General features: G+C 59.6%; 22 protein-coding genes. 11 read left to right on the forward strand and 11 right to left on the reverse strand.

Translation table 11 applies throughout. The annotated features are described in order from the left end of the window. The first annotated feature begins 7 nt into the window (after positions 1-7). The 11 genes from bchL to ACP15L_RS03145 all read left to right on the forward strand — a co-directional run bounded on the left by bchL (position 8) and on the right by ACP15L_RS03145 (position 8,844). Positions 8-907, forward strand: a complete 900-nt coding sequence (bchL, locus tag ACP15L_RS03095; RefSeq protein ID WP_425083073.1) for a ferredoxin:protochlorophyllide reductase (ATP-dependent) iron-sulfur ATP-binding protein — start codon at positions 8-10, stop codon at positions 905-907. Then, positions 907-1,575, forward strand: a complete 669-nt coding sequence (bchM, locus tag ACP15L_RS03100; protein ID WP_425083074.1) for a magnesium protoporphyrin IX methyltransferase — start codon at positions 907-909, stop codon at positions 1,573-1,575. Before bchL ends, bchM begins: the two co-directional genes overlap by 1 nt. Then, positions 1,572-2,993, forward strand: coding sequence for a PucC family protein (locus ACP15L_RS03105; protein WP_425083075.1), 1,422 nt, complete (start codon positions 1,572-1,574; stop codon positions 2,991-2,993). Before bchM ends, ACP15L_RS03105 begins: the two co-directional genes overlap by 4 nt. A 31-nt stretch (positions 2,994-3,024) precedes the next feature. Further along, positions 3,025-3,795, forward strand: a complete 771-nt coding sequence (gene puhA / locus ACP15L_RS03110) for a photosynthetic reaction center subunit H (RefSeq protein WP_425083076.1) — start codon at positions 3,025-3,027, stop codon at positions 3,793-3,795. Between the two features lie 17 nt (positions 3,796-3,812). Then, entirely contained in the window at positions 3,813-4,436 is a 624-nt protein-coding gene (gene puhB, locus ACP15L_RS03115) for a photosynthetic complex putative assembly protein PuhB (RefSeq protein WP_425083077.1), read from the forward strand. Positions 4,437-4,445: 9 nt separating this feature from the next. After that, entirely contained in the window at positions 4,446-4,907 is a 462-nt protein-coding gene (gene puhC / locus ACP15L_RS03120) for a photosynthetic complex assembly protein PuhC (RefSeq protein ID WP_425083078.1), read from the forward strand. 12 nt (positions 4,908-4,919) lie between these two features. Next, positions 4,920-5,216, forward strand: a complete 297-nt coding sequence (locus tag ACP15L_RS03125; protein ID WP_425083079.1) for a hypothetical protein — start codon at positions 4,920-4,922, stop codon at positions 5,214-5,216. Next, the gene (acsF, locus tag ACP15L_RS03130) at positions 5,213-6,340 is read left to right on the forward strand and encodes a magnesium-protoporphyrin IX monomethyl ester (oxidative) cyclase (RefSeq protein WP_425083080.1); all 1,128 of its coding nucleotides are present in this window, start codon (positions 5,213-5,215) and stop codon (positions 6,338-6,340) included. Before ACP15L_RS03125 ends, acsF begins: the two co-directional genes overlap by 4 nt. Next, entirely contained in the window at positions 6,340-7,143 is an 804-nt protein-coding gene (puhE, locus tag ACP15L_RS03135) for a putative photosynthetic complex assembly protein PuhE (protein WP_171668528.1), read from the forward strand. Before acsF ends, puhE begins: the two co-directional genes overlap by 1 nt. Continuing rightward, complete coding sequence (gene hemA, locus ACP15L_RS03140) at positions 7,133-8,347, forward strand: 5-aminolevulinate synthase (protein ID WP_425083081.1); 1,215 nt, start codon at positions 7,133-7,135, stop codon at positions 8,345-8,347. The genes puhE and hemA overlap by 11 nt, the downstream gene beginning before the upstream one ends. Positions 8,348-8,418: 71 nt before the next feature. Then, entirely contained in the window at positions 8,419-8,844 is a 426-nt protein-coding gene (locus ACP15L_RS03145) for a c-type cytochrome (RefSeq protein WP_425083082.1), read from the forward strand. Here the strand turns inward: ACP15L_RS03145 and dxs are convergent. The 11 genes from dxs to bchC all read right to left on the reverse strand — a co-directional run bounded on the left by dxs (position 8,841) and on the right by bchC (position 19,619). Next, entirely contained in the window at positions 8,841-10,763 is a 1,923-nt protein-coding gene (dxs, locus tag ACP15L_RS03150) for a 1-deoxy-D-xylulose-5-phosphate synthase (RefSeq protein WP_425083083.1), read from the reverse strand. The two genes, ACP15L_RS03145 and dxs, sit on opposite strands and share 4 nt — an antisense overlap. Before the next feature lie 185 nt (positions 10,764-10,948). Then, positions 10,949-12,064 (reverse strand): photosynthetic reaction center cytochrome PufC, encoded by a 1,116-nt coding sequence (gene pufC, locus ACP15L_RS03155; protein ID WP_425083084.1) that lies wholly within the window; start codon positions 12,062-12,064, stop codon positions 10,949-10,951. A gap of 1 nt (position 12,065) precedes the next feature. Then, positions 12,066-13,052, reverse strand: coding sequence for a photosynthetic reaction center subunit M (pufM, locus tag ACP15L_RS03160; RefSeq protein WP_425083085.1), 987 nt, complete (start codon positions 13,050-13,052; stop codon positions 12,066-12,068). A gap of 3 nt (positions 13,053-13,055) precedes the next feature. After that, complete coding sequence (gene pufL, locus ACP15L_RS03165) at positions 13,056-13,895, reverse strand: photosynthetic reaction center subunit L (protein ID WP_425083086.1); 840 nt, start codon at positions 13,893-13,895, stop codon at positions 13,056-13,058. Positions 13,896-14,012: 117 nt separating this feature from the next. Continuing rightward, the gene (gene pufA / locus ACP15L_RS03170; protein WP_152458432.1) at positions 14,013-14,171 is read right to left on the reverse strand and encodes a light-harvesting antenna LH1, alpha subunit; all 159 of its coding nucleotides are present in this window, start codon (positions 14,169-14,171) and stop codon (positions 14,013-14,015) included. Positions 14,172-14,184: 13 nt separating this feature from the next. After that, positions 14,185-14,334, reverse strand: a complete 150-nt coding sequence (gene pufB, locus ACP15L_RS03175; RefSeq protein ID WP_152458433.1) for a light-harvesting antenna LH1, beta subunit — start codon at positions 14,332-14,334, stop codon at positions 14,185-14,187. An 87-nt stretch (positions 14,335-14,421) separates the two neighbouring features. After that, positions 14,422-14,649: a cytochrome PufQ gene (gene pufQ, locus ACP15L_RS03180; protein ID WP_425083087.1), complete on the reverse strand. Its 228-nt coding sequence runs from the start codon at positions 14,647-14,649 to the stop codon at positions 14,422-14,424. After that, positions 14,637-16,130, reverse strand: coding sequence for a chlorophyllide a reductase subunit Z (gene bchZ / locus ACP15L_RS03185; RefSeq protein WP_425083088.1), 1,494 nt, complete (start codon positions 16,128-16,130; stop codon positions 14,637-14,639). Before bchZ ends, pufQ begins: the two co-directional genes overlap by 13 nt. Beyond that, positions 16,130-17,686 (reverse strand): chlorophyllide a reductase subunit Y, encoded by a 1,557-nt coding sequence (gene bchY, locus ACP15L_RS03190; protein WP_425083089.1) that lies wholly within the window; start codon positions 17,684-17,686, stop codon positions 16,130-16,132. Before bchY ends, bchZ begins: the two co-directional genes overlap by 1 nt. Then, positions 17,683-18,684 (reverse strand): chlorophyllide a reductase iron protein subunit X, encoded by a 1,002-nt coding sequence (locus tag ACP15L_RS03195; RefSeq protein ID WP_425083090.1) that lies wholly within the window; start codon positions 18,682-18,684, stop codon positions 17,683-17,685. Before ACP15L_RS03195 ends, bchY begins: the two co-directional genes overlap by 4 nt. After that, positions 18,681-19,619: a chlorophyll synthesis pathway protein BchC gene (gene bchC / locus ACP15L_RS03200; protein ID WP_425083091.1), complete on the reverse strand. Its 939-nt coding sequence runs from the start codon at positions 19,617-19,619 to the stop codon at positions 18,681-18,683. The genes ACP15L_RS03195 and bchC overlap by 4 nt, the downstream gene beginning before the upstream one ends. Between the last annotated feature and the right edge of the window lie 45 nt (positions 19,620-19,664).

Here is a 19,664-nt window from a genome sequence, read left to right on the forward strand (position 1 = left end):
ACACGTTATGAGCCCATTGGACAAAAACCCTCCGAACCTGACCGGCCTTGATGGTGAAGGCTCAGTTCAGGTGCATCAGGATCCGACCGCACGGATTGAAGGGGCCAAGGTCTTCTCAGTCTACGGCAAGGGCGGGATCGGAAAATCCACGACCAGTTCGAACCTGTCAGCCGCGTTCTCGACTTTGGGCAAGCGGGTGCTGCAGATCGGGTGCGACCCGAAACATGACAGCACTTTCACCCTAACCGGGTCCTTGGTGCCAACCGTGATCGACATTCTGAAAGAGGTCGATTTCCACCCCGAAGAGCTGCGCCCCGAGGACTTCGTGTTCGAAGGCTGGGGCGGTGTGCAATGTGTCGAGGCCGGTGGCCCTCCGGCAGGCACAGGTTGCGGCGGGTATGTGGTTGGTCAGACCGTGAAGTTGTTGAAACAGCATCACATGCTGGACGACACCGATGTCGTGATCTTTGACGTCTTGGGCGATGTCGTCTGCGGTGGGTTCGCTGCGCCGCTGCAACATGCCGACCGGGCTGTGATTGTCACTGCGAACGACTTTGACTCGATCTATGCGATGAACCGGATCATTGCTGCTGTTCAGGCGAAATCCGCCAATTACAAAGTCCGTCTGGCCGGGTGCGTCGCCAATCGCAGCCGCAACACGGATGAGGTGGACCGATTCTGCGATCAGGTCGGCTTCAAGCGCATCGCGCATATGCCTGATGTCGACGCCATCCGGCGTTCGCGCCTGAAGAAAAAGACCCTGTTCGAGATGGATGATGACGAAGACATTGTCCGCTGCCGCGCCGAATATGTCCGGCTGGCAGAGACGCTTTGGAACGGGACTGAGGCATTGGCGCCTGAACCTCTGCCAGACCGGGAAATCTTTGAGCTGCTGGGGTTTGACTGATGACCTATGAAGCCACACGCGCTCGGGTCGAGACCTATTTCGACCGCACCGCCACCCGCACATGGGAGCGGTTGACCAGCGACGCGCCTGTGTCAAAGATCCGCCAGACCGTGCGCGAAGGCCGCGATCAGATGCGCGACCGCTTGCTGGAGGGGCTGCCCGCAGATCTGACCGGGCGCCGTATTTTGGATGCAGGCTGTGGCACCGGCCAATTGACCGAAATCCTTGCTGCACGTGGGGCCGAGGTGGTGGCCATCGACATCTCCCCTGCCCTGATCGGCATCGCCCGCGCGCGCTTGCCCAAAGCGTTGCAGGACCAAGTCGATTTCCACGCGGGCGACATGCTGCACGAGCCTAACGGCCCGTTTGATCACGTCTTCGCCATGGACAGTCTGATTTATTATGACGCCGACCATATCCGTGACGCGGTAGATCGCTTTGCAGATCACGGCGCAACCGTGCGGCTTACCGTGGCCCCGCGCACACCTCTGCTGGCCGCCATGTGGTACGCAGGCAAGGTTTTTCCGAAAAGCGACCGCTCGCCGACAATGGTGCCCCACAACACCAAGACCCTGACCCGTAAGCTCGACGATGCCGGGCGGGTCCGCGATCTGGGTCGCGTCAATTGCGGCTTTTACATCTCTCACGCGCTGGAGGTCGCTTCATGAGCCAGCGCCCCTCGTCCTTCACCCGGATACCGGCCGAGTTCCTGCCCTTCGCAGATGCCGCAAGCGCGGACCTGCCGATGGGTCAGTTACTGCGGCTGTCGCTCTTCCAGGTGTCGGTCGGTATGGCCTCGGTCATGCTGCTGGGGACGCTAAACCGCGTGATGATTGTCGAGTTGGGCGTGGCCGCCACGGTCGTTGCCATCATGATCGCCCTGCCAGTCCTGATTGCACCCTTCCGCGCCCTTCTGGGCTTCCGCAGTGACACCCATCGCAGCGTGATTGGTTGGAAGCGCATCCCGTACCTGTGGTTTGGCTCGATCTGGCAAATGGGTGGACTGGCTGTGATGCCGTTTGCGCTGCTGGTGTTGGGAGGCCATTCCACACTGCATGTCCCCTTCGCCGGTGAGGCGCTGGCGGCGATCTCTTTCCTCATGGCGGGTCTCGGCATCCACATGACTCAAACAGCCGGTCTGGCGTTGGCCTGTGACCGGGCCACACCCGAGACGCGGCCCAAGGTCGTCGCCCTGCTTTACGTGATGTTCCTGATTGGCATGGGGGCTTCGGCCCTGATCGTCGGCTGGCTGCTGCGTGATTTTTCGGACCTGCGACTTATCCGCGTGGTTCAGGGGGCGGCAGTGGTTGGCATGGTGCTGAACCTGATCGCCCTCTGGCGGCAGGAAAAAGTTCGCCCCATGAGTGCCGAAGAACGCGCAGCGCCGCGTCCCCGGTTCAGCGATGCCTGGTCCGATCTGCTAAGCGGAGGTCAGGCTGGGCGCCTGCTAGCAGTCGTCTTCCTGGGCACCATGGCGTTCAACATGCAGGATGTGCTGCTTGAACCTTATGGCGGTGAAATCCTCGGCCTTTCGGTCTCATCCACGACCGTTCTGACGGCCATGTGGGCCACCGGAGCGCTCGCCGGGTATGGGCTGTCCGCGAGGCTGCTCGGGCTGGGTCGTGATCCGATCCGCCTGTCTTGCGGCGGCATTCTGGTCGGGATCGCCGCGTTCAGCGCCGTGATCTTCTCGGCCCCGATGCAGGCCCCGCTGTTGTTTTTCACCGGCGCCGGGCTGATCGGCTTTGGCGGGGGTATCTTCGCCGTTTGCACTCTGATCTCAACCATGTCCCTGCCAGAACAGGGCTTTGCCGGGCGTGGCTTGGCCTTGGGGGCATGGGGTGCTGCGCAAGCAACGGCCTCAGGACTTGCCATCGCCCTTGGCGGCGCAATGCGCGACATCGTCAACATCCAGGCGCTACAGGGCAACCTCGGCACCGCACTGAATTCGAACGCGACGGGTTACTCTGTCGTTTACCACACTGAAATCGCTTTGCTTTTCGTCACGCTCATCGTGCTTGGGCCGCTGGCGACGCGCAAACGTCGGGCGACTGGCCCAACCGGCCTGCCGGAGTTCCCGACATGATGCGCACAACACTGAAAGAAAGGATCACGGCATGACCCAGACCTTTTTCGGAGAATTCGACCTCGCCAGCCTGTCGATCTGGCTGTTCTGGGTCTTTTTCGCCCTTCTGATTTTCTACATCCAGCGGGAAAACATGCGCGAGGGCTTCCCTCTGGTGGATGACGACGGAGAGGAAGCGCCCAATCAGGGTCTGTTCCCGGTCCCCGATGACAAGACCTTTAAACTGCCCCATGGGCGCGGAGAGTTGACTGTTCCGAGCGGCCAACGTGGTGATCGCGATGATCTGGCACTGGAACGCACAAACGCCGCTGGAGGATATCCGTTCGAGCCTACCGGCAACCCGATGGTTGACGGTGTCGGCCCTGCAGCCTGGGCTCCGCGACGCGATATTCCGGAGCTGGACGGCCTTGGGCATCTGAAACTGCAGCCGATGCGCAAGCTTGAGGCGTTTTCCCATGCCGCAGGCCGCGACCCACGCGGCAAACCCGTTGTGACCGGCGACAATAAGGTCGTTGGCACTGTCACCGACATGTGGGTCGACGTGCCCGAGCAATTGGTCCGCTATCTGGAATACGAACTGGACGCGGAACATGGCGGCGGTACCCGTTTGGTGCCACTGACGATGGCACGTATCTGGTCGAACCGGGTCAAAGTCCGCTCGATCTTTGCTGAGCATGTCAAAGACGTGCCGCTGATCGCCAACCCTGATCAGGTCACCCTGCTCGAAGAAGAGAAAATCAGCGCCTACTACGCCGGCGGCACGCTTTACGCCAGCGAAGCGCGGCAAGAGCCGCAGATCTAAGGACAGGAGCCGCCCGCATGTCACATGACGATTTCGCAGTCGAACCTGTGCCGGGCCTGCCGGAACGCCCACCCGAGGGTGAGGTGATCCTGTGGCAGGGCCGCCCGCACTGGTGGGCGCTCGCGAAATCCTCAGTCAGTGTATTGTGGGTTGCGGGGTACTTTGCGGTCTTAACGCTCTGGCGCTTTGTGTCTGTGGTGGACCTGATGCCACTGGATCTGGCCATTGCTGCGTCGCTGCCGTTCGTGATCCTTGGGGCCGTAACCTGCGCGTTGCTTGTCTTGTTCTCGGTCATTCAGGCGCGTTGCACGATGTATACGCTGACCGATCGCCGCGTCGCCATGCGGATCGGAGCCGCGCTGACCATCACGCTGAACCTACCCTACTCGAAGATCGCCAGCGCCGATCTGGACCTGCGCAAGGATGGCACCGGGACAATTGCACTGACGCTGCAAGGCCCGGCGCGGTTCAGCTATTTGCTCTGCTGGCCGCATGTACGGCCGTGGCGCTTCAACACCCAACCCGCCCTGCGCTGCATCCCTGATGCCGCAAACGTTGCGCGCATCTTCGCGGATGCCGCTGAGGCGCAGGTCAGCATCCCGCGCGTCGAGCGCGCCATGAACCCAATCGCAGCGGAATAGGAGAACGGCATGACCGATACCCAAACCCATAGCCAAGACCGCGAGTTGATCCCGCGTGTGTTGCTGCGGGCCATGGGGCTGTTGGTTTGTGCTGTTCTTGCCATCGTCACCTATGCCCGCATCGCCGATGTTCCGCTCTCGGCGACGCCTCCAGCGGCCGAAATTACGCATGAGCGTGCGATGATCTTGATCAGCGATGGCGTCAGTGGTGCTGTCAGCGTGCTATCGCCCGAAGGCGCGGTCATTGCCCGGCTGGACGCCACTCAGGGCGGCTTTGTCGCGGGTGTTGCCCGGGTCATTGACCGCAATCGCGCACAGGCCGATCTGCCTGCGCACACCCCCGTCATCGTAACGCGCCGCGCCAATGGCCGTCTCGACATCACCGATCCCGCAACGGGATGGAGCGCCGACCTCATGGGATTTGGCGCCGATAATGCCAGTCGTTTCGCCAGACTTCTGGATCAACCTTGAAAGGAAGCCAACATGGGACTTTTGACGAAAGACTTTGAACGCGCGCCCTGCACAGTCGAGGTGAGCCACAAATTCGAGAGCCTGCACGCCCATGTCAGGTTCGACAACGGTGCCGTGATCTATCCCGGCGACGAGGTACAGGTGAAAGGCCCAGAAATCATGGCCCCGTTCGGTGAGATCGTCGTCGAACAGCGTGAAGCGACAATCATACGCGCCAGCCTGCTCGAACGTCTCTGGACCCGCCTTACGGGCGATTTCGAGGTGATGGAGCTGTGCGAATTCTCCTTCTCTGAGGAGGTCACGCTATGAATATGCAAAGCAAACACACCGCCGACGCCACCACGGTCGAAGAGGGTCTGGCCATCGCAGCCGAACAGGACGCAATCTATAACGACGAAATGGCGACCGAGACCGCGATGCAGAACACCCTGCTGACGCCGCGCTTTTACACCACCGACTTCGACGAGTTGGACGCGATTGATGTGTCCTCGGTTCGCGAGGATTGGGACGGGCTGATTGCCCAGATGCTCTCTGACCCGAACAAGGGTCATTTCAAAAAGAACGAGGATTGGGACCAGATCGACTGGGACGGCATGAAGCCGCAGCTCAAGAAAGAGTTTATCGACTTTCTGATTTCGTCCTGCACCGCCGAATTTTCAGGCTGTGTGCTGTACAAAGAGATGAAGCGGCGTGGGAACAACAAGGACATCACCCAGCTGTTCCAACTGATGGCTCGGGATGAGGCGCGCCATGCGGGTTTCATCAACGATGCGCTGCGCGAGGCCGGGCTACGGGTGAATCTGGGCTTCCTGACCCAGAAGAAGAAATACACCTACTTCCGGCCCAAATTCATCTACTACGCCACTTACCTGTCGGAAAAGATCGGCTACGCCCGCTACATAACTATCTTCCGGCATCTTCAGGCCAACCCCGAACATCGGTTCCACCCGATCTTCAAGTGGTTCGAAGAGTGGTGCAATGACGAGTTCAGCCATGGCGAGGCGTTTGCTTTGCTGATGAAGACCGACCCAAAGCTGACCTCGGGCGTCAATGTGCTGTGGATCAAGTTCTTCCTGACCGCCGTCTACGCGACCATGTTCGTGCGCGACCATCAGCGGCCCGCCTTCCATGAGGCATTGGGCGTCGATCCGGATTGGTATGCCCACGCGGTGTTCGAGAAGACCAGCGAGCTCAGCAAGCAGATCTTCCCGATCACGCTGGATATCGACGATCCACGCTGGCTCAAGAACTGCCGTGCGCTGTATCGGGCCAACGCAGACATTGCCAAGGCGAAGGAACGCGGTGGCATCGCGGGTAAGGTCGCTCAGCTTTGGGGTTCGCTCCGCGCTGGTCGCGCCTTTGCGGCGCTGTATTTCATCCCTGCGAAAAAGCATCAAGTTCCGGCTCAAACAAGATTGGAGCCCTGCTACTGATGACCCTCGCCCCCTGGATCGCCGCGCCTATTGCGCTTTTCCTCTGGTGGTTCTCCACCGGGGCGATCCTGTGGGTTGTCCGCCGTAGCGCGGGCGGACGCAACCGCACTGCGCTGTGCTCCTTGCCCGTACTCATCGCAGGGCTGGCCGGGTTCTGGCTGTCGCTGGGCGATGGCAGTACCGGCTCGATCTATCTGGGTTTCACAAGCGCTCTGGCGATTTGGGGCTGGATCGAGTTGGCCTTCCTATGCGGTATGATCACCGGCCCAAACGCCTATCCATGCCCCACCGACGCGCCATTATGGGAGCGTTTTATCCGCGCCTGGGGCACCATTGCTTATCACGAGATGCTATTGGTCCTGATAACTATCGTGCTGGCGCTGATCAGTTGGAACCAGCCCAACACTGTCGGCGCTTGGTGCTTCGGCATCCTTTTCTCCGCCCGCATCTCGGCCAAGCTGAACCTGTTTTTCGGCGTGCCGAAGTTCAATACCGAGTTTCTGCCCGACCACCTGGCGCACTTGCCCAGCCACTTCCGCATCGCCCGGATGAACTGGTTTTTTCCCATTTCCGTATCGCTGCTGTCCGTCGCCGTCGCCCTGTTCATGGCGCGCGCCGGACATGCCGCGACTGACCCGATCAAGACAACGCAAATCTTGTTGGCCAGCCTCACTGCGCTGGCCTTACTGGAACACTGGTTGCTGGTTCTGCCGCTGCCCGACGCCAAGCTGTGGCGCTGGATGCTGCCGGACCCGAAACCACTGACCATGAATACCGAAAGGGAGGGACGTCATGGAATTTGACAAGATGTTCAACGCGCAGCTGGATCAGTTGAAAGAGGAAGGCAATTACCGGATATTTGCCGAGCTTGAGCGGCTCTGCGGCGCGTTCCCGACCGCGAAATCGCATGTCGAAGACAGCCCTGACAAGGTGACTGTCTGGTGTTCGAATGACTATCTGGGCATGGGTCAGAACCCTAAAGTGCGCGAAGTGATGAAGGAGGTCATCGATAGCTGCGGTGTAGGTGCCGGTGGCACACGTAATATCTCGGGCACCAATCATCACCACGTTCGGCTTGAGGCGGAACTGGCCGATCTGCATGGTAAAGAAGCCGCTTTGGTTTTCACCTCGGGCTATGTGTCGAACTGGGCTTCGTTGTCGACCCTGGGCAGCCGCCTGCCCGACGCAGTGATCCTGAGCGATGAACTGAACCACGCCTCGATGATCGAAGGCATCCGCCATTCGCGGGCCAAGAAAATCATCTGGAAGCATAATGACCCCGAAGACCTCGATCGCAAGCTGGCGGCCCTCCCTGTCAACAGCACCAAGATCGTGGCGTTCGAGTCGGTGTATTCCATGGATGGCGACATATGCCCGATGAAAGAAATCGTTGAAGTCGCCGAGAAGCACGGGGCGCTGACCTATCTGGATGAGGTCCACGCGGTCGGCCTTTACGGTCCGCGTGGCGGAGGCATCAGCGAGCGCGAAGGGCTGGCAAATCGCATCACCCTAATCGAAGGCACGTTGGGTAAGGCCTACGGCTGCGTCGGTGGTTATGTCACCGGGTCCGAGGCGCTGTGTGATTTCCTACGCAGCTTTTCCAGCGGATTTATCTTCACGACCGCCCTGCCTCCGGCGGTTGCGGCAGCGGCGACCACCAGCATTCAGCACCTGAAGACCAGCAATACCGAACGTATGACCCAGCGGCGTCAGGTGAAACGTCTGCGCGACAAGCTTGACGCTTATGGCATCCCGCATCTGGACAACCCCAGCCATATCATCCCGGTCATGATCAAGGACCCGGTCAAATGCCGGATGCTGTCCGATATCCTGATGCAGGACTACGGAATTTACGTGCAGCCGATCAACTATCCGACCGTCCCGAAAGGAACGGAACGGCTGCGCTTTACACCTTCGCCCCTGCACAGTGATGAAGACATCGACCGTTTGGTCGAGGCTTTGATGGTGCTTTGGAAGCAATGCGCCTTGGCACACGCGGTTGCCTGATTTCAGTGCTTCCAGAATTGACTTTGAGGCTGACGCCCTAATTCAAAAGAACTTCGGAGGAGGAAATACAGATGAAAAGAATCCTGTCTGCTGGTGCAGCACTGGCAATTTTCGCAGGCCCCGCTTTTGCCGAGGGGGACGCTGAGAAAGGCGCCAAAAATTTCAACAAATGCAAAGCCTGCCATGTCATCGCAGATGACGCAGGTGAAGAGATTGTCAAAGGCGGCAAGACCGGGCCTAACTTGTATGGCATCGTGGGTCGGACAGCCGGAACATATGAAGGCTTCAACTACTCGGACGCAATGGTCGCGGCGGGTGAGGCCGGGCTGGTTTGGGAAGAGGCAAACTTCACCACCTATGTGGCAGATCCATCGAAATTCCTGAAAGAATACCTCGACGACACCAGCGCGCGTGGGAAGATGACATTCAAGCTGCGCAAAGAAGATGAGGCCGCCAATATCTGGGCCTATCTGGCTTCGGTCGGCCCTCAGTCCTAACGAGCAACTGAGAAAGAAATCACCTTGGCTTCGTGCGCGTGAAGCGCGCGAACCACGTCCGCAATATCCTCTGCAGTCATTCCCGCATCTTCATACATCTCATTCGGCGCGGCTTGTTCGATGAAACGGTCAGGGAGCGTGACGGTGCGAACTATCAGTCCGCGATCCAAAGCGCCTGTATTGGCCAGATGCGACAGGACATGAGCGCCGAACCCACCCTGCGCGCCTTGTTCCACCGTGACAATAGCGCTGTGGCTGGCTGCCAGCTTGGTCAGCAATTCGGTATCGATTGGCTTGGCAAAGCGTGCATCCGCAATCGTCGGGCGATGCCCCTCATCCGCCAGAAAATTCGCTGCAGCCAGACACTCAGAGAGATTTGCGCCCAACGAGAGTATGGCCACTTCTTCGCCTTCGCGAACGATCCGACCTTTGCCAATTGGAAGGATCTCTCCGCGTTCAGGAAGCTCTGCACCCACCCCGGCCCCACGCGGGAAGCGAACAGCCGACGGCCCTTCAACATGGGACAGCGAAGTTGCAATCATGTGGCGCAGCTCTGCCTCATCCGACGGGGCCATCACAACAAATCCGGGCAGGCTACACAGATAGGTCAGATCGAAAGCCCCCGCATGGGTCGCACCGTCAGCCCCGACAAGGCCCGCGCGGTCAATCGCAAAGCGGACCGGCAACCCCTGTAAGGCAACGTCATGTACGACTTGGTCATACCCGCGCTGTAGGAAGGTCGAATAAATGGCGCAGACGGGCTTAAGTCCACTGGCCGCCATCCCGGCCGCGAAGGTGACTGCGTGTTGTTCGGCGATCCCAACATCGAACACGCGACTAGGGAACCGGTCGGCCATGGTCTTAACCCCGGTCCCGGCGGGCATAGCTGCTGTCACCGCCACGATCGACGGGTCCCGGCTGGCCTCATCTGTCAGGGTTTCGCCAAACACCGAGGTATAGCTTGGCGCGTTGGCCTTGGCTTTGTTCATGGCCCCTGTTGAGACATCGAACTTGGACACGCCATGATACTTGTCTGCACTGTTCTCAGCCGGGGCGTAGCCTTTGCCTTTGACAGTCACGCAGTGGATTAGAACCGGCCCGGTCGCGCGTGCCCTTGCGGCGCGCAAAACAGGCAAAAGCTGATTCATGTCATGCCCATCGATGGGACCGACATAGTCGAAACCCAATTCCTCGAACAGCGTACCTGCGCCCGGCAGCCCCGACACCAGCTGTCGCGCCCGGCGCATTCCGGCACGCACCGGTGGAGGCATGGCGGCCTCGAACCCTTCGGACAGGGATTGCATCCGTGCCAGCGGTTCCGAGGCATAGAGCCGCGACAGATAGGTCGACATTGCACCGACTGGCGGAGCGATGCTCATCTCGTTGTCATTCAGGATTACGAATAACCTCCGCCCTTCACAACCCGCGTTGTTCAGCGCTTCATAAGCCATACCGGCGCTAATCGAGCCATCGCCTATCACCGCAATCGCATCCCCAGTTGGCATGCCCATATCGCGACCAATCGTGAACCCTAACGCTGCGCTGATCGAAGTAGAACTATGCGCTGCTCCGAATGGATCGAACACGGACTCTGAGCGTTTGGTAAAACCACTTAGCCCGTTTTTCTGGCGCAAGGTCCGCATCCGGTCCCGCCGCCCGGTTAGCACCTTATGCGGATAACACTGGTGACCTACATCCCAGATCAGCTTGTCCATTGGCGTATTAAACACAGCATGCAATGCAACAGTCAGCTCAACCACGCCCAGCGAAGACCCCAGATGCCCGCCGGTTTCAGAGACAATGTCGATCACCTCATCTCTTAATTCTCCGGCAATACCCGCCAATTCCGCATCGCTCAGCATCCGCAGATCAGCAGGGCCGGCAACGCGATCCAAAAGGGGTGTGTCTGGGTGTGTCATGGCCTTACTCCGGTCAGTCGACCGGCGATCTGCGCGGGATGGAACGCACGCCCGCTCAGATCACCGGCCAAGGTTCTGTCGCCACAGAACAGTTGCGAGGCACTTTGCGCCCCTTGCGCGGACCGAGGAAGCCACGGGGTCCGTGCTGCGTCAGGGCCTTGCCGGTCATGGGGAGACGACTGGCCCTATTCGTATTCCGGCGCCTCGGACTTGGTCAGCTCCGGCCAGTCCGCGATCATATTCATGCCCTGCAGCGGCTGCTGATAGCCCTTGTGACAGGTCCGGCAAGCCGCCTTGGGCGCATCCTGGTGGATCGGCCCAAGACGCTCTTCCGGGTAGAGCTCACCCAGCGGCACCAGATAGTCGTTGTTCAACTCCTGCACCATGGCGATGCCGAGGCTAGCGGTGGCCCATTGCGGGGTAACCTCAGCTGTGTCGTAGAAGGCGCGGCTGTTGTGGCAGAACACGCAATTCACGCCCAAGGAGTTGTCGATATAGTTCATCAGGGAATATGTGCGTTCAGTGTCCTGAATGGACCGGAAGCCTTCGTCTGCGGGCGAACCGGCAACGCGGGACTCCAAATCATGAACACCGATGATTCCGTAGTCCAGAAGGTAGGTTTCCAGCGCATCTGACGGCAGCGATGTTGACTGACTTTGCACCGTCGCACGGTTCTGTACCGCACCCCATCCCGTCATCGCATCGACGACTGGAGTAATGCGGAACCAGATGTCGCTGGGTACGTTCTGACCTCGGTGGCAGGTATAGCAGTTCACGCCGACTTCTTTGTTGGCGTTGACATGCCCGTCCCAGTTTTCATTGATGTTCTGGGTCATCTCGATCATGCGGCGGGACACCAGTTTGGAATAGAGGTTATCCTCACCATAGGTTTCCAAATCTCCGTCGCCATGACAGTAGGCACAGCCCTGCTCGGGCGCGACCCAGAAGGTCATTGCGTTCATCAGGCGATTGAAGTTGTCTTCAGTCAGATCACCGAGAACCTGCACGTTTTCGTAGATATCCCGGGCCAGAACGTCGCCGGGCTGCGGAGGGTAAGGTTCTTCGGTCAGGTAGTCTTCGATTGTCGGATCAGGACGTTCGACATCGTTGATGAACTCGGTCACCGACATGCCTGTCCCACGCGGGCCGGTCTGGATGCTTTTGGTGGCAAAGGGCTGGCCGAAGGCCACCAACATCGCTGCAATGAAGATCGCGCCGCCCAGCGCCCCCACAAGGATCGCAGGGCCAAAGATATCCGTCGGGTTTTCCCTGTTCCACTCATCAAACCACTTGGGAAGCATCTCAGTTCTCCTGCCCTATGAAGCCTTCGTAAGTGCCAAAGGCTTCGTATCCGTATGACCCGTCATAAGCGGGGGCGAAGTTGTGTTCCTGTGCCCAGATGAACCAGTTGTCGACCACGGTACCGGTCAGCAGAATGCCAATCCCTCCGGTGATCGGGGTAAGTACCGCAAACCACCAGGCCCAGCGGTGAATCCCCTCCATTGTGGCGTTGAACCCCATGGTCCAGCGCCAGAACAGCGCCGCGCGTTCCGTTGCCGTACCGCGATCCACAATCTGCTCCAACTCGCGGTCGCCACCAAAACGCGTAACTGCCAAGATGGTCGCCCCGTGCATGGCAAACAGTAGAACCGAACCATAGAGGAATACGATCGAGAGACAGTGGAACGGGTTGTAGTAAAGGTTGCCATATCGGATCGAGAACGCCGTGGTCCAATCCAGATGCGGGAAGATGCCATAGGGGACCGCCTCGGACCAAGAACCCATCAGGATTGGACGGAACAGTCCCAGCACCAAGAACAGCCAGATGGCCGAAGCAAAGGCCCAGGCCACGTGCTTACCCATCTTGTGCTCCATCGCCAGCGCGTAGGTGCGCAACCACCAGGACAAGACCGAGACCAGCAGGAAAAAACTGGCTATGATATACCATCCACCGTCACTCAACGGTGGGATCGTCAGCCCGTATTCCGGGCTGGGCGGCTCAAGCGCCAACCAGAAGCCTTGGCGCAGAAACTCGGAAATGGACCAGTTGACCTGCGCCAGCATATTCAGGCCGATGATATTAAGCCACAGGATGCCCGTCGCAATGCTGACAACACCGAAGGTGCCCAGATAAATCGGCCCGATCTGAGCGTTCCCCAGCCAGCCAACCAGCTTTGAGAAAAAAGGCTTGCCGATACGCTCACGGCCCATCCGGCGGTTGTCATCCATGCCCCATTCGGGCTCGCCCTGGACCTGCACTTGGGTAAAAATGTTCTGATACTCAATCATGGATCACATCCCCGCCTGAGAAGGCCAGATCGGCAACTCCAGCCACCAGTTCCACCATTCGGGCCAGCCCTTCGTCCAGACGGGCCCCGAGATGATGATGCACACGGCTGAGAAGAAGACCGCGTTGATTGCCAACAGAAATCCGAGGCGGTGAATGCCCAGCGTCCCGATGGAGTACCCGATGAAATCGCGGAAAAACGTGTCTTCATGATCGGGCGTTTTCATCTCTTCACCCTTTTCCGGATTGGCCGCCGACAGGATCAGCGCACCGTGCAGGGCCAACGCAAAGGTGGTGGTAAAGAACAACGTCACGGCCAGCATATGGGCCGGGTTGTAGTGGAAATGCAGATAGGCGTAGCCGGTGTTCGACACCCAATCGAGGTGGCTGAAGATGCCATAAGGAAACCCATGCCCCCACGCGCCCATCAGCAGCGGGCGGAACACAACCAGCGTGACATAGGCAAAAATGGCAAAGCTGAAGGCAAAGGGCACGTGATAGCCCATCCCCAGCTTGCGGCAGATTTCAACCTCGCGCAGTGCCCAACTGACGAAGGCACCAACCGCGCAGAAAGTTATGATCTGCCACAACCCGCCCTCCATCAGCGGTGCCATTCCCAAACCGTAACTCAGGTCCGGCGGTGCAATATTGATGAGCCATGGGTTGAACGTGCCCTGCATGGCGGCTCCCCAGAAGATCAGGATCGTACCGAGCGCAGCAAAGAACACGGTCGTGACGCCGAAGAAGCCGACGTAGAACGGACCAAACCAGAAATCGAACAGATCTCCGCCGATCAACGTCCCACCCCGGACGCGGTATTTCTTTTCAAAACTCAGCATCGCCATTGTCTTGCTCCGACGTTTTCGGTCACTACCGGTTGCCTAAGTCCCGGAATGCGCCGCGGGCGGGGCATGCCGCCCGCGGCAGTCTCTCAGTCCATCACACGATGCCACCAACCAGGTTTAGAACCCGGCGGTCGATGCTGCGTTCTCAAACCAGTTGAGACCGCTGCTCAGCACTACGAGATGGATCATGACGGCGAGCAGGAAGAGGAACACGCCTTGCGCCACAAAGACGCGACGCGGATCAAAGATAAGCCAAATCTTGTAAAATTTTGCCATTCTTAATCCCTCCTCAGAACCACGGAGCCCAGATGTAGGTTGCGATATGTGCAACCAGCGCAACGATCGCGAACAGCCATAGGCCGCTCATATAGACCGAATGCAGCTCCTGAGCTTGCTCGTCGGTAAGACCTGTGAAGGACAGGTCGTCATTATCAGCCATAAGGAACCTCCGGGTCATTATGCTGACGCCGCTTACCCAGCGGCTGGGCCCCGTCCCGCATGACGCGGGCCGGATCTCGGGTCGCCCTCACTTGGAGAAAATGAGCGGCGTGATCCTGTCGGCCTCGGACCAGGCCCGCGCCAATGGACCGCGCAGATTCAGCGTGCGGCGGCGCAGGGACAGTCTGATCCATTCGATCATCGCGAAGGGGATCGAAATCAGGAACAGGATCGTAAAATAGAAGATGAACTCGGGCGTGCGTTGCGAACGCTTCTTGCCCGTTTCACTGGGTGAATTCAGGGTTACTGCTGGCACAGGTCTCCTCCTTCGGTTGGATCAGTTTTGGATCGCGCGGGGTCCAGCGCCTGAACGGTGCTGGCAAAGACGCGCGCGTCCCCGTTGGACAGGGCCGCTTGCTCGGCGGCGTCGCGTAGAGATTTCGCGGCGGAAATACGGGTGAGGACCGGATGGCTTTCCAGTATGCGTTCCAGCGCGGCGCTGGCATCCTCATCCCACGGCAATTCGGTGCGTTGCGTGGCCGGTGTTGCCGGGCCAGCGTCCATTTCAGTGCCAAGCGGCAGGATGTGGAACAGGGCGTCGAACAGCCCGTTGCAGACCTCTTGCAGCACATAGGTCGCGCCCGCGTAACCCATGAAGGGCGTGCCGGTTGCCCGACGGATCGCGGCACCCGGAAAACTGGCTGGAATAAAGGCCGGGGATGGCCCGAACCCGCCCTTTTGTTCTGCGAGGTAGATCTTTTCGTTGATGCTGCCGAACACGACCAGAGGCTTCTTCTGCGCTACCAACGCGCGCACCTGATCATTGTCGGTCTTGGTCCCGGCGCAGCGCGCGACCGAGAAACCGCAGGGCAGGCCCAAATCCTCTTCCAGAAACAGTCTTAGTCCCCGCGCGTAAGTTTCATTAGCGACAACTCCAAACGAGGCGGTGGCAAAGAAATCCTGCGTGACCGAGCGCCACAAGTCCCAGACCGGTTTGATCGTCGAGTGCTTTTCGCGGGTGATGAACGGCTCTGGGTCCAACCCCGTCATTTCGCCCAGTTTACGCAGGAATTTGGTGGTCGAGTCGACGCCGATCGGGGCTTGCAGATAGGGTTTGCCCAGCAACTCAGCGAGGCCCCGACCAAATTCGCGATACATGACAATATTGACGTCTGCGTTCACCAGATTGCGCATCTCGGCCAGATGCGCGCCCAAAGGCATGACCATATTGACCTCGGCCCCGATGCCTTCGACCAGACGCCGGATCTCGGCCAGATCGCTGGGCATATTGAACGTGCCGTACATGGGCCCAAGAATGTTGACACGCGGCTTTGCGCCCTCGTCCCGTTTCTTCTCGGGCGGCATGCGGCCCTTGGTCATTGCGAATTCTGTGAAAATCCACGTCATCGCACGGTCGGCGGCTTCCCACTGATCCTCATCAATGGTGCGCGGCAGAAAGCGTTGGATGTTGGTGCCCTGAGGCGTAACGCCCCCGCCGATCATCTCGGCAATCGACCCGGTGACAACCACCGCAGGCAGCGCCGGATCCAGCGTGCCCCAAGCGCGTTTCATCGCCTCTTCGGTCCCGTCGCGGCCCAGTTCCTCTTCGCCCAAACCAGTGACAACGATGGGCAATTCATGCGGCGGCAAAGCGTCGGTGTAGTGCAGGACGGACGTGACTGGCAGGTTTTCACAGCCAACCGGCCCGTCGATCACCACTTGCAAGCCCTTCACGGCACAGAAAGCATAGACAGCCCCCCAATAGCCCCCGGCGCGGTCATGATCTTGGATCAGCATCAGATCATCTCCTGCGCTTTGGCGGCTTTGGCCTGCCGTTCCAGTTTTTTCTGATTGAGGGCGCGGAAATCGGGGCGCAGGTTCGGGTCGCGCTCCCAGATCCCGGCGGCATCTTCGGTGCCGACCTCTTCGAAGAAGTCGCGCATGCGGTCCATCCGGTCCTTGTTGGCAATCGCCGCGTTGATCACTTGCGCCAATGATCCGGCACCCGCTGGCCCCATCAGGGGGCGGGCTGAGATCAGGTTGGTAAAATATAACGCCGGGATGCCTAGTTGCTTGGCCTTTTGCACCACCGGAGTCGTGCCGATGGCCAGATCGGGTTTGATCCCTTCCATCGCCGCGCAATCCTGTTCCAGCGAGGCGCGGAATTGCACCTTGGCACCATGCGCTTCCAACCAGTTAGCGTCCTGCGCGGACCATTGGCTTTTGGCGCAGGCGGTGCCGACATATGGCACGCTCGCACCGCTTTCGATCAACAGACGCGCAACCAGCAATTCGCTGCCCTCATAGCCAGAGACAGTCACGGTGCCTTCGATCGGAGCCGAAGCCAGTGCGCCCTTGATTGCGGGCAAGAACGCGTTCTGCGCTGTGCTTACCTTTTCTGCAGAAAGACCGAACGCGTCACCGATGGACGACAGCCAAGCAGCCGTGCCCTCCACCCCGACTGGTCCACTTCCCAGAACCGGACGGCCTGCGGCCTCAAACTCGCGAATGGCCGAGGTGTAGAACGGATGGATCGCGGTCACAGCACCGCAATCCAGCGCGGCATAGAGCTCACGCCATTCGCGGCAGGGAACAACTGGCCCAGCGGCGAGACCCAGCGGGGCCAACATTTGGCCAATCATCACCGGATCGGCGGGGAACATCTCGCCCAGCAAACTGACAGTAGGCCGATCCTGTCGCGCACCGTCCGGGGCGGAGACCGGCCCCGCCTCGGCCTCGGATCGGGCATAGGCCAGCATGGCACCGGCCAAAACATCCTTAGCCTCTGCATGGGTTGGAATGCCGAACCCCGGCACATCAATCCCGACGATCCGCACCCCATTGATTTCATTTGGCAAAAGACGCAGCGGCACGCCGCTGGCGGTTGGCACACAGAGGTTGGTGACAACCACCGCATCGTATTTCTCAGGGTCCGCCAGATCATAAACAGCCGCGCGGATGTCTTCGAACAGCTTGCCAGTGACCAGCGTTTCCGAGTTGAACGGCACATAGCCCACCGACCGCCGCGCGCCGTAGAAATGGCTGACAAAGGTCAGACCATAGACACAGCAGGCCGAGCCACTCAGCACCGTGGCCACCCGCTTCATCCGCAGCCCGACACGCAGCGAGCCAAAAGCGGGACACATGCTTTGCGGCTTGTCATGGGGGCCCTGCGGGTAATCGCGCGCATATTGGTCCAGCAACTCGGACTGGCCTGCGATGCGCGCGGCGTCTTCCATCTCGGACCCGGAATGACAGCCCAAGGCAGGCGGCTCACCGGCGGTTTCCACGCGAGGTTCGCCCTTGATCACCTGCGCCTCGGCGGACGCGTCATATGTGACTTCTTTGTTCATGCGTCGTCGTAGATCACTTCCAGAGATTTCTTGGGCGCTGCGTTCTTGCCGCGCATGTCTTCGTCGGTGGCCGGAACCAGTTCGATCCCTGCACCGGTTTCCTTGCCGTCAAACAGCGCCAGCAGACCGTCCTGATCCAAAGGCGTCGGCCGGACTGGCGGCGCGTCGGCCACGTTCAAACCAAGGGCCGCAAAGAGAGGCCCCCACTGACCGGATTCCGTGCCAACAATCTGATAATTCGCGGATTTCTTACGCAGATCATCATCCTGCGGGATCGATGCGAGAACCGGGATTTTGACCGCCTCGGCAAAGGCGTGAGCCTCGCCCGTTCCGTCATCCTTGTTGACGACCAAACCGGCGACGCCAACATTCCCACCCAGCTTGCGGAAGTATTCCACGGCCGAGCAGACATTGTTCGCAACATACAGCGATTGCAGGTCATTCGAGCCAACCAGAATGACTTTTTGTGCCATGTCACGTGCAATCGGCAGTCCAAAGCCGCCGCAGACCACGTCGCCGAGGAAATCCAGCAGAACAAAGTCAAAATCCCAATCGTGGAAGCCCAGCTTCTCGAGCAGCTCGAACCCATGGATGATACCGCGACCACCGCAGCCGCGCCCGACCTCGGGGCCGCCCAGCTCCATCGCGTAGACACCGCCACGCTTGAAGCAAACATCGCCGATCTTTACCTCTTCGCCCGCCAGTTTCTTCTGGGTCGAGGTCTCAATGATCGTCGGGCATGCCTTGCCGCCAAATAGCAGCGAGGTGGTGTCGGATTTTGGGTCACAGCCGATCAGCAGCACGCGTTTGCCTTGCTCGGCCATCATGTGGCTGAGATTGGCCAGCGTGAAGCTTTTGCCGATCCCGCCTTTGCCATAGATCGCGATGATCTGGGTTTTCTTGACCGCCTCGGTCGGCAACACGTCGGCCAAATCCTCATGGGCCTCGGCCTTGAGCCGGGCGTCGAACTCTTTCAGGTTGGGGGCGTCGTCTTTCATGTGGTCTCCCAATCAAGAACAAGTTTCAGGCAGTCGGGATCTTCGAAAGCTGTGGCATAGGCCGTTGCGGCATCCGACGCGGGCGCGATATGGCTGATCAGATTGTCCAGCGACAAAGCCCCGCTTTCGACCAGCGAGCGGGTCGCGCGCATATCCTCGGGCGTCCACTCCGCCGCGATGCGCATCCGGGCTTCTTTCATGAAGGCGGGCGGGAAAGCAAAGCTGAGCGGTTGGGTGTAGAACCCGGTCAGAACGATCTCGCCCGTACGTTTCAGGCGCGAGACCAGAGTGTTCAGGATCGCACTGTCACCTGACGCATCGTAGATACAGCCATAGTCGCGGCGCGGGTCTTCCTCGGGGGCGATAACCTGATAGCCTTCGACCCCATCACGGCGGGTGGGATTGGTCTCCCATACCAGCGGCGCGGGTGCTCCAGCAGCGATAGTGAGACGTGCGAGCAGGCGACCAACCACACCATGACCGACGATCAGTTCAGGTACCTGATGGCCCAATCCGGCCATCGAATGACGCGCTGTGGCGGCCAGCGCCAACAGTGTCATCTCACGTTGACAGCCCGAGTCGAGCGGCGTGACACGCTCGGCATCCGTCACGATCACGCGCGAGGATCCGCCGAACAGGCCATGCGCATCCTCGTAACAGGTCGCTCCGGGCACAAAGACCGCATCGCCCACACCGTACCGCGTATCGGATCCGGCCTCGACCACTTCGCCTACGGCCTCATAGCCGGGAACCAGTGGGTAACCCATGCCGGGAAATGGCGGCATCTCCCCGGACCAAAACAGTTTTTCTGTTCCAGTCGAGACCCCGGAATGACGGATTTCAACCACCAGATCCGATGCGGATGGCGGGGATAATGTCAAAGACTCAACAGACAGATGCCCGGGTCCATGCAGTACAACGGCTGAAGATCTCACGGTCTTCCCTCCCCTCGCCGACTTGGGACACAGGATGGGTGAGTC

Origin of the sequence: Ruegeria profundi (genome assembly GCF_049800715.1) — a bacterium.
Classification (GTDB): domain Bacteria; phylum Pseudomonadota; class Alphaproteobacteria; order Rhodobacterales; family Rhodobacteraceae; genus Ruegeria; species Ruegeria profundi_A.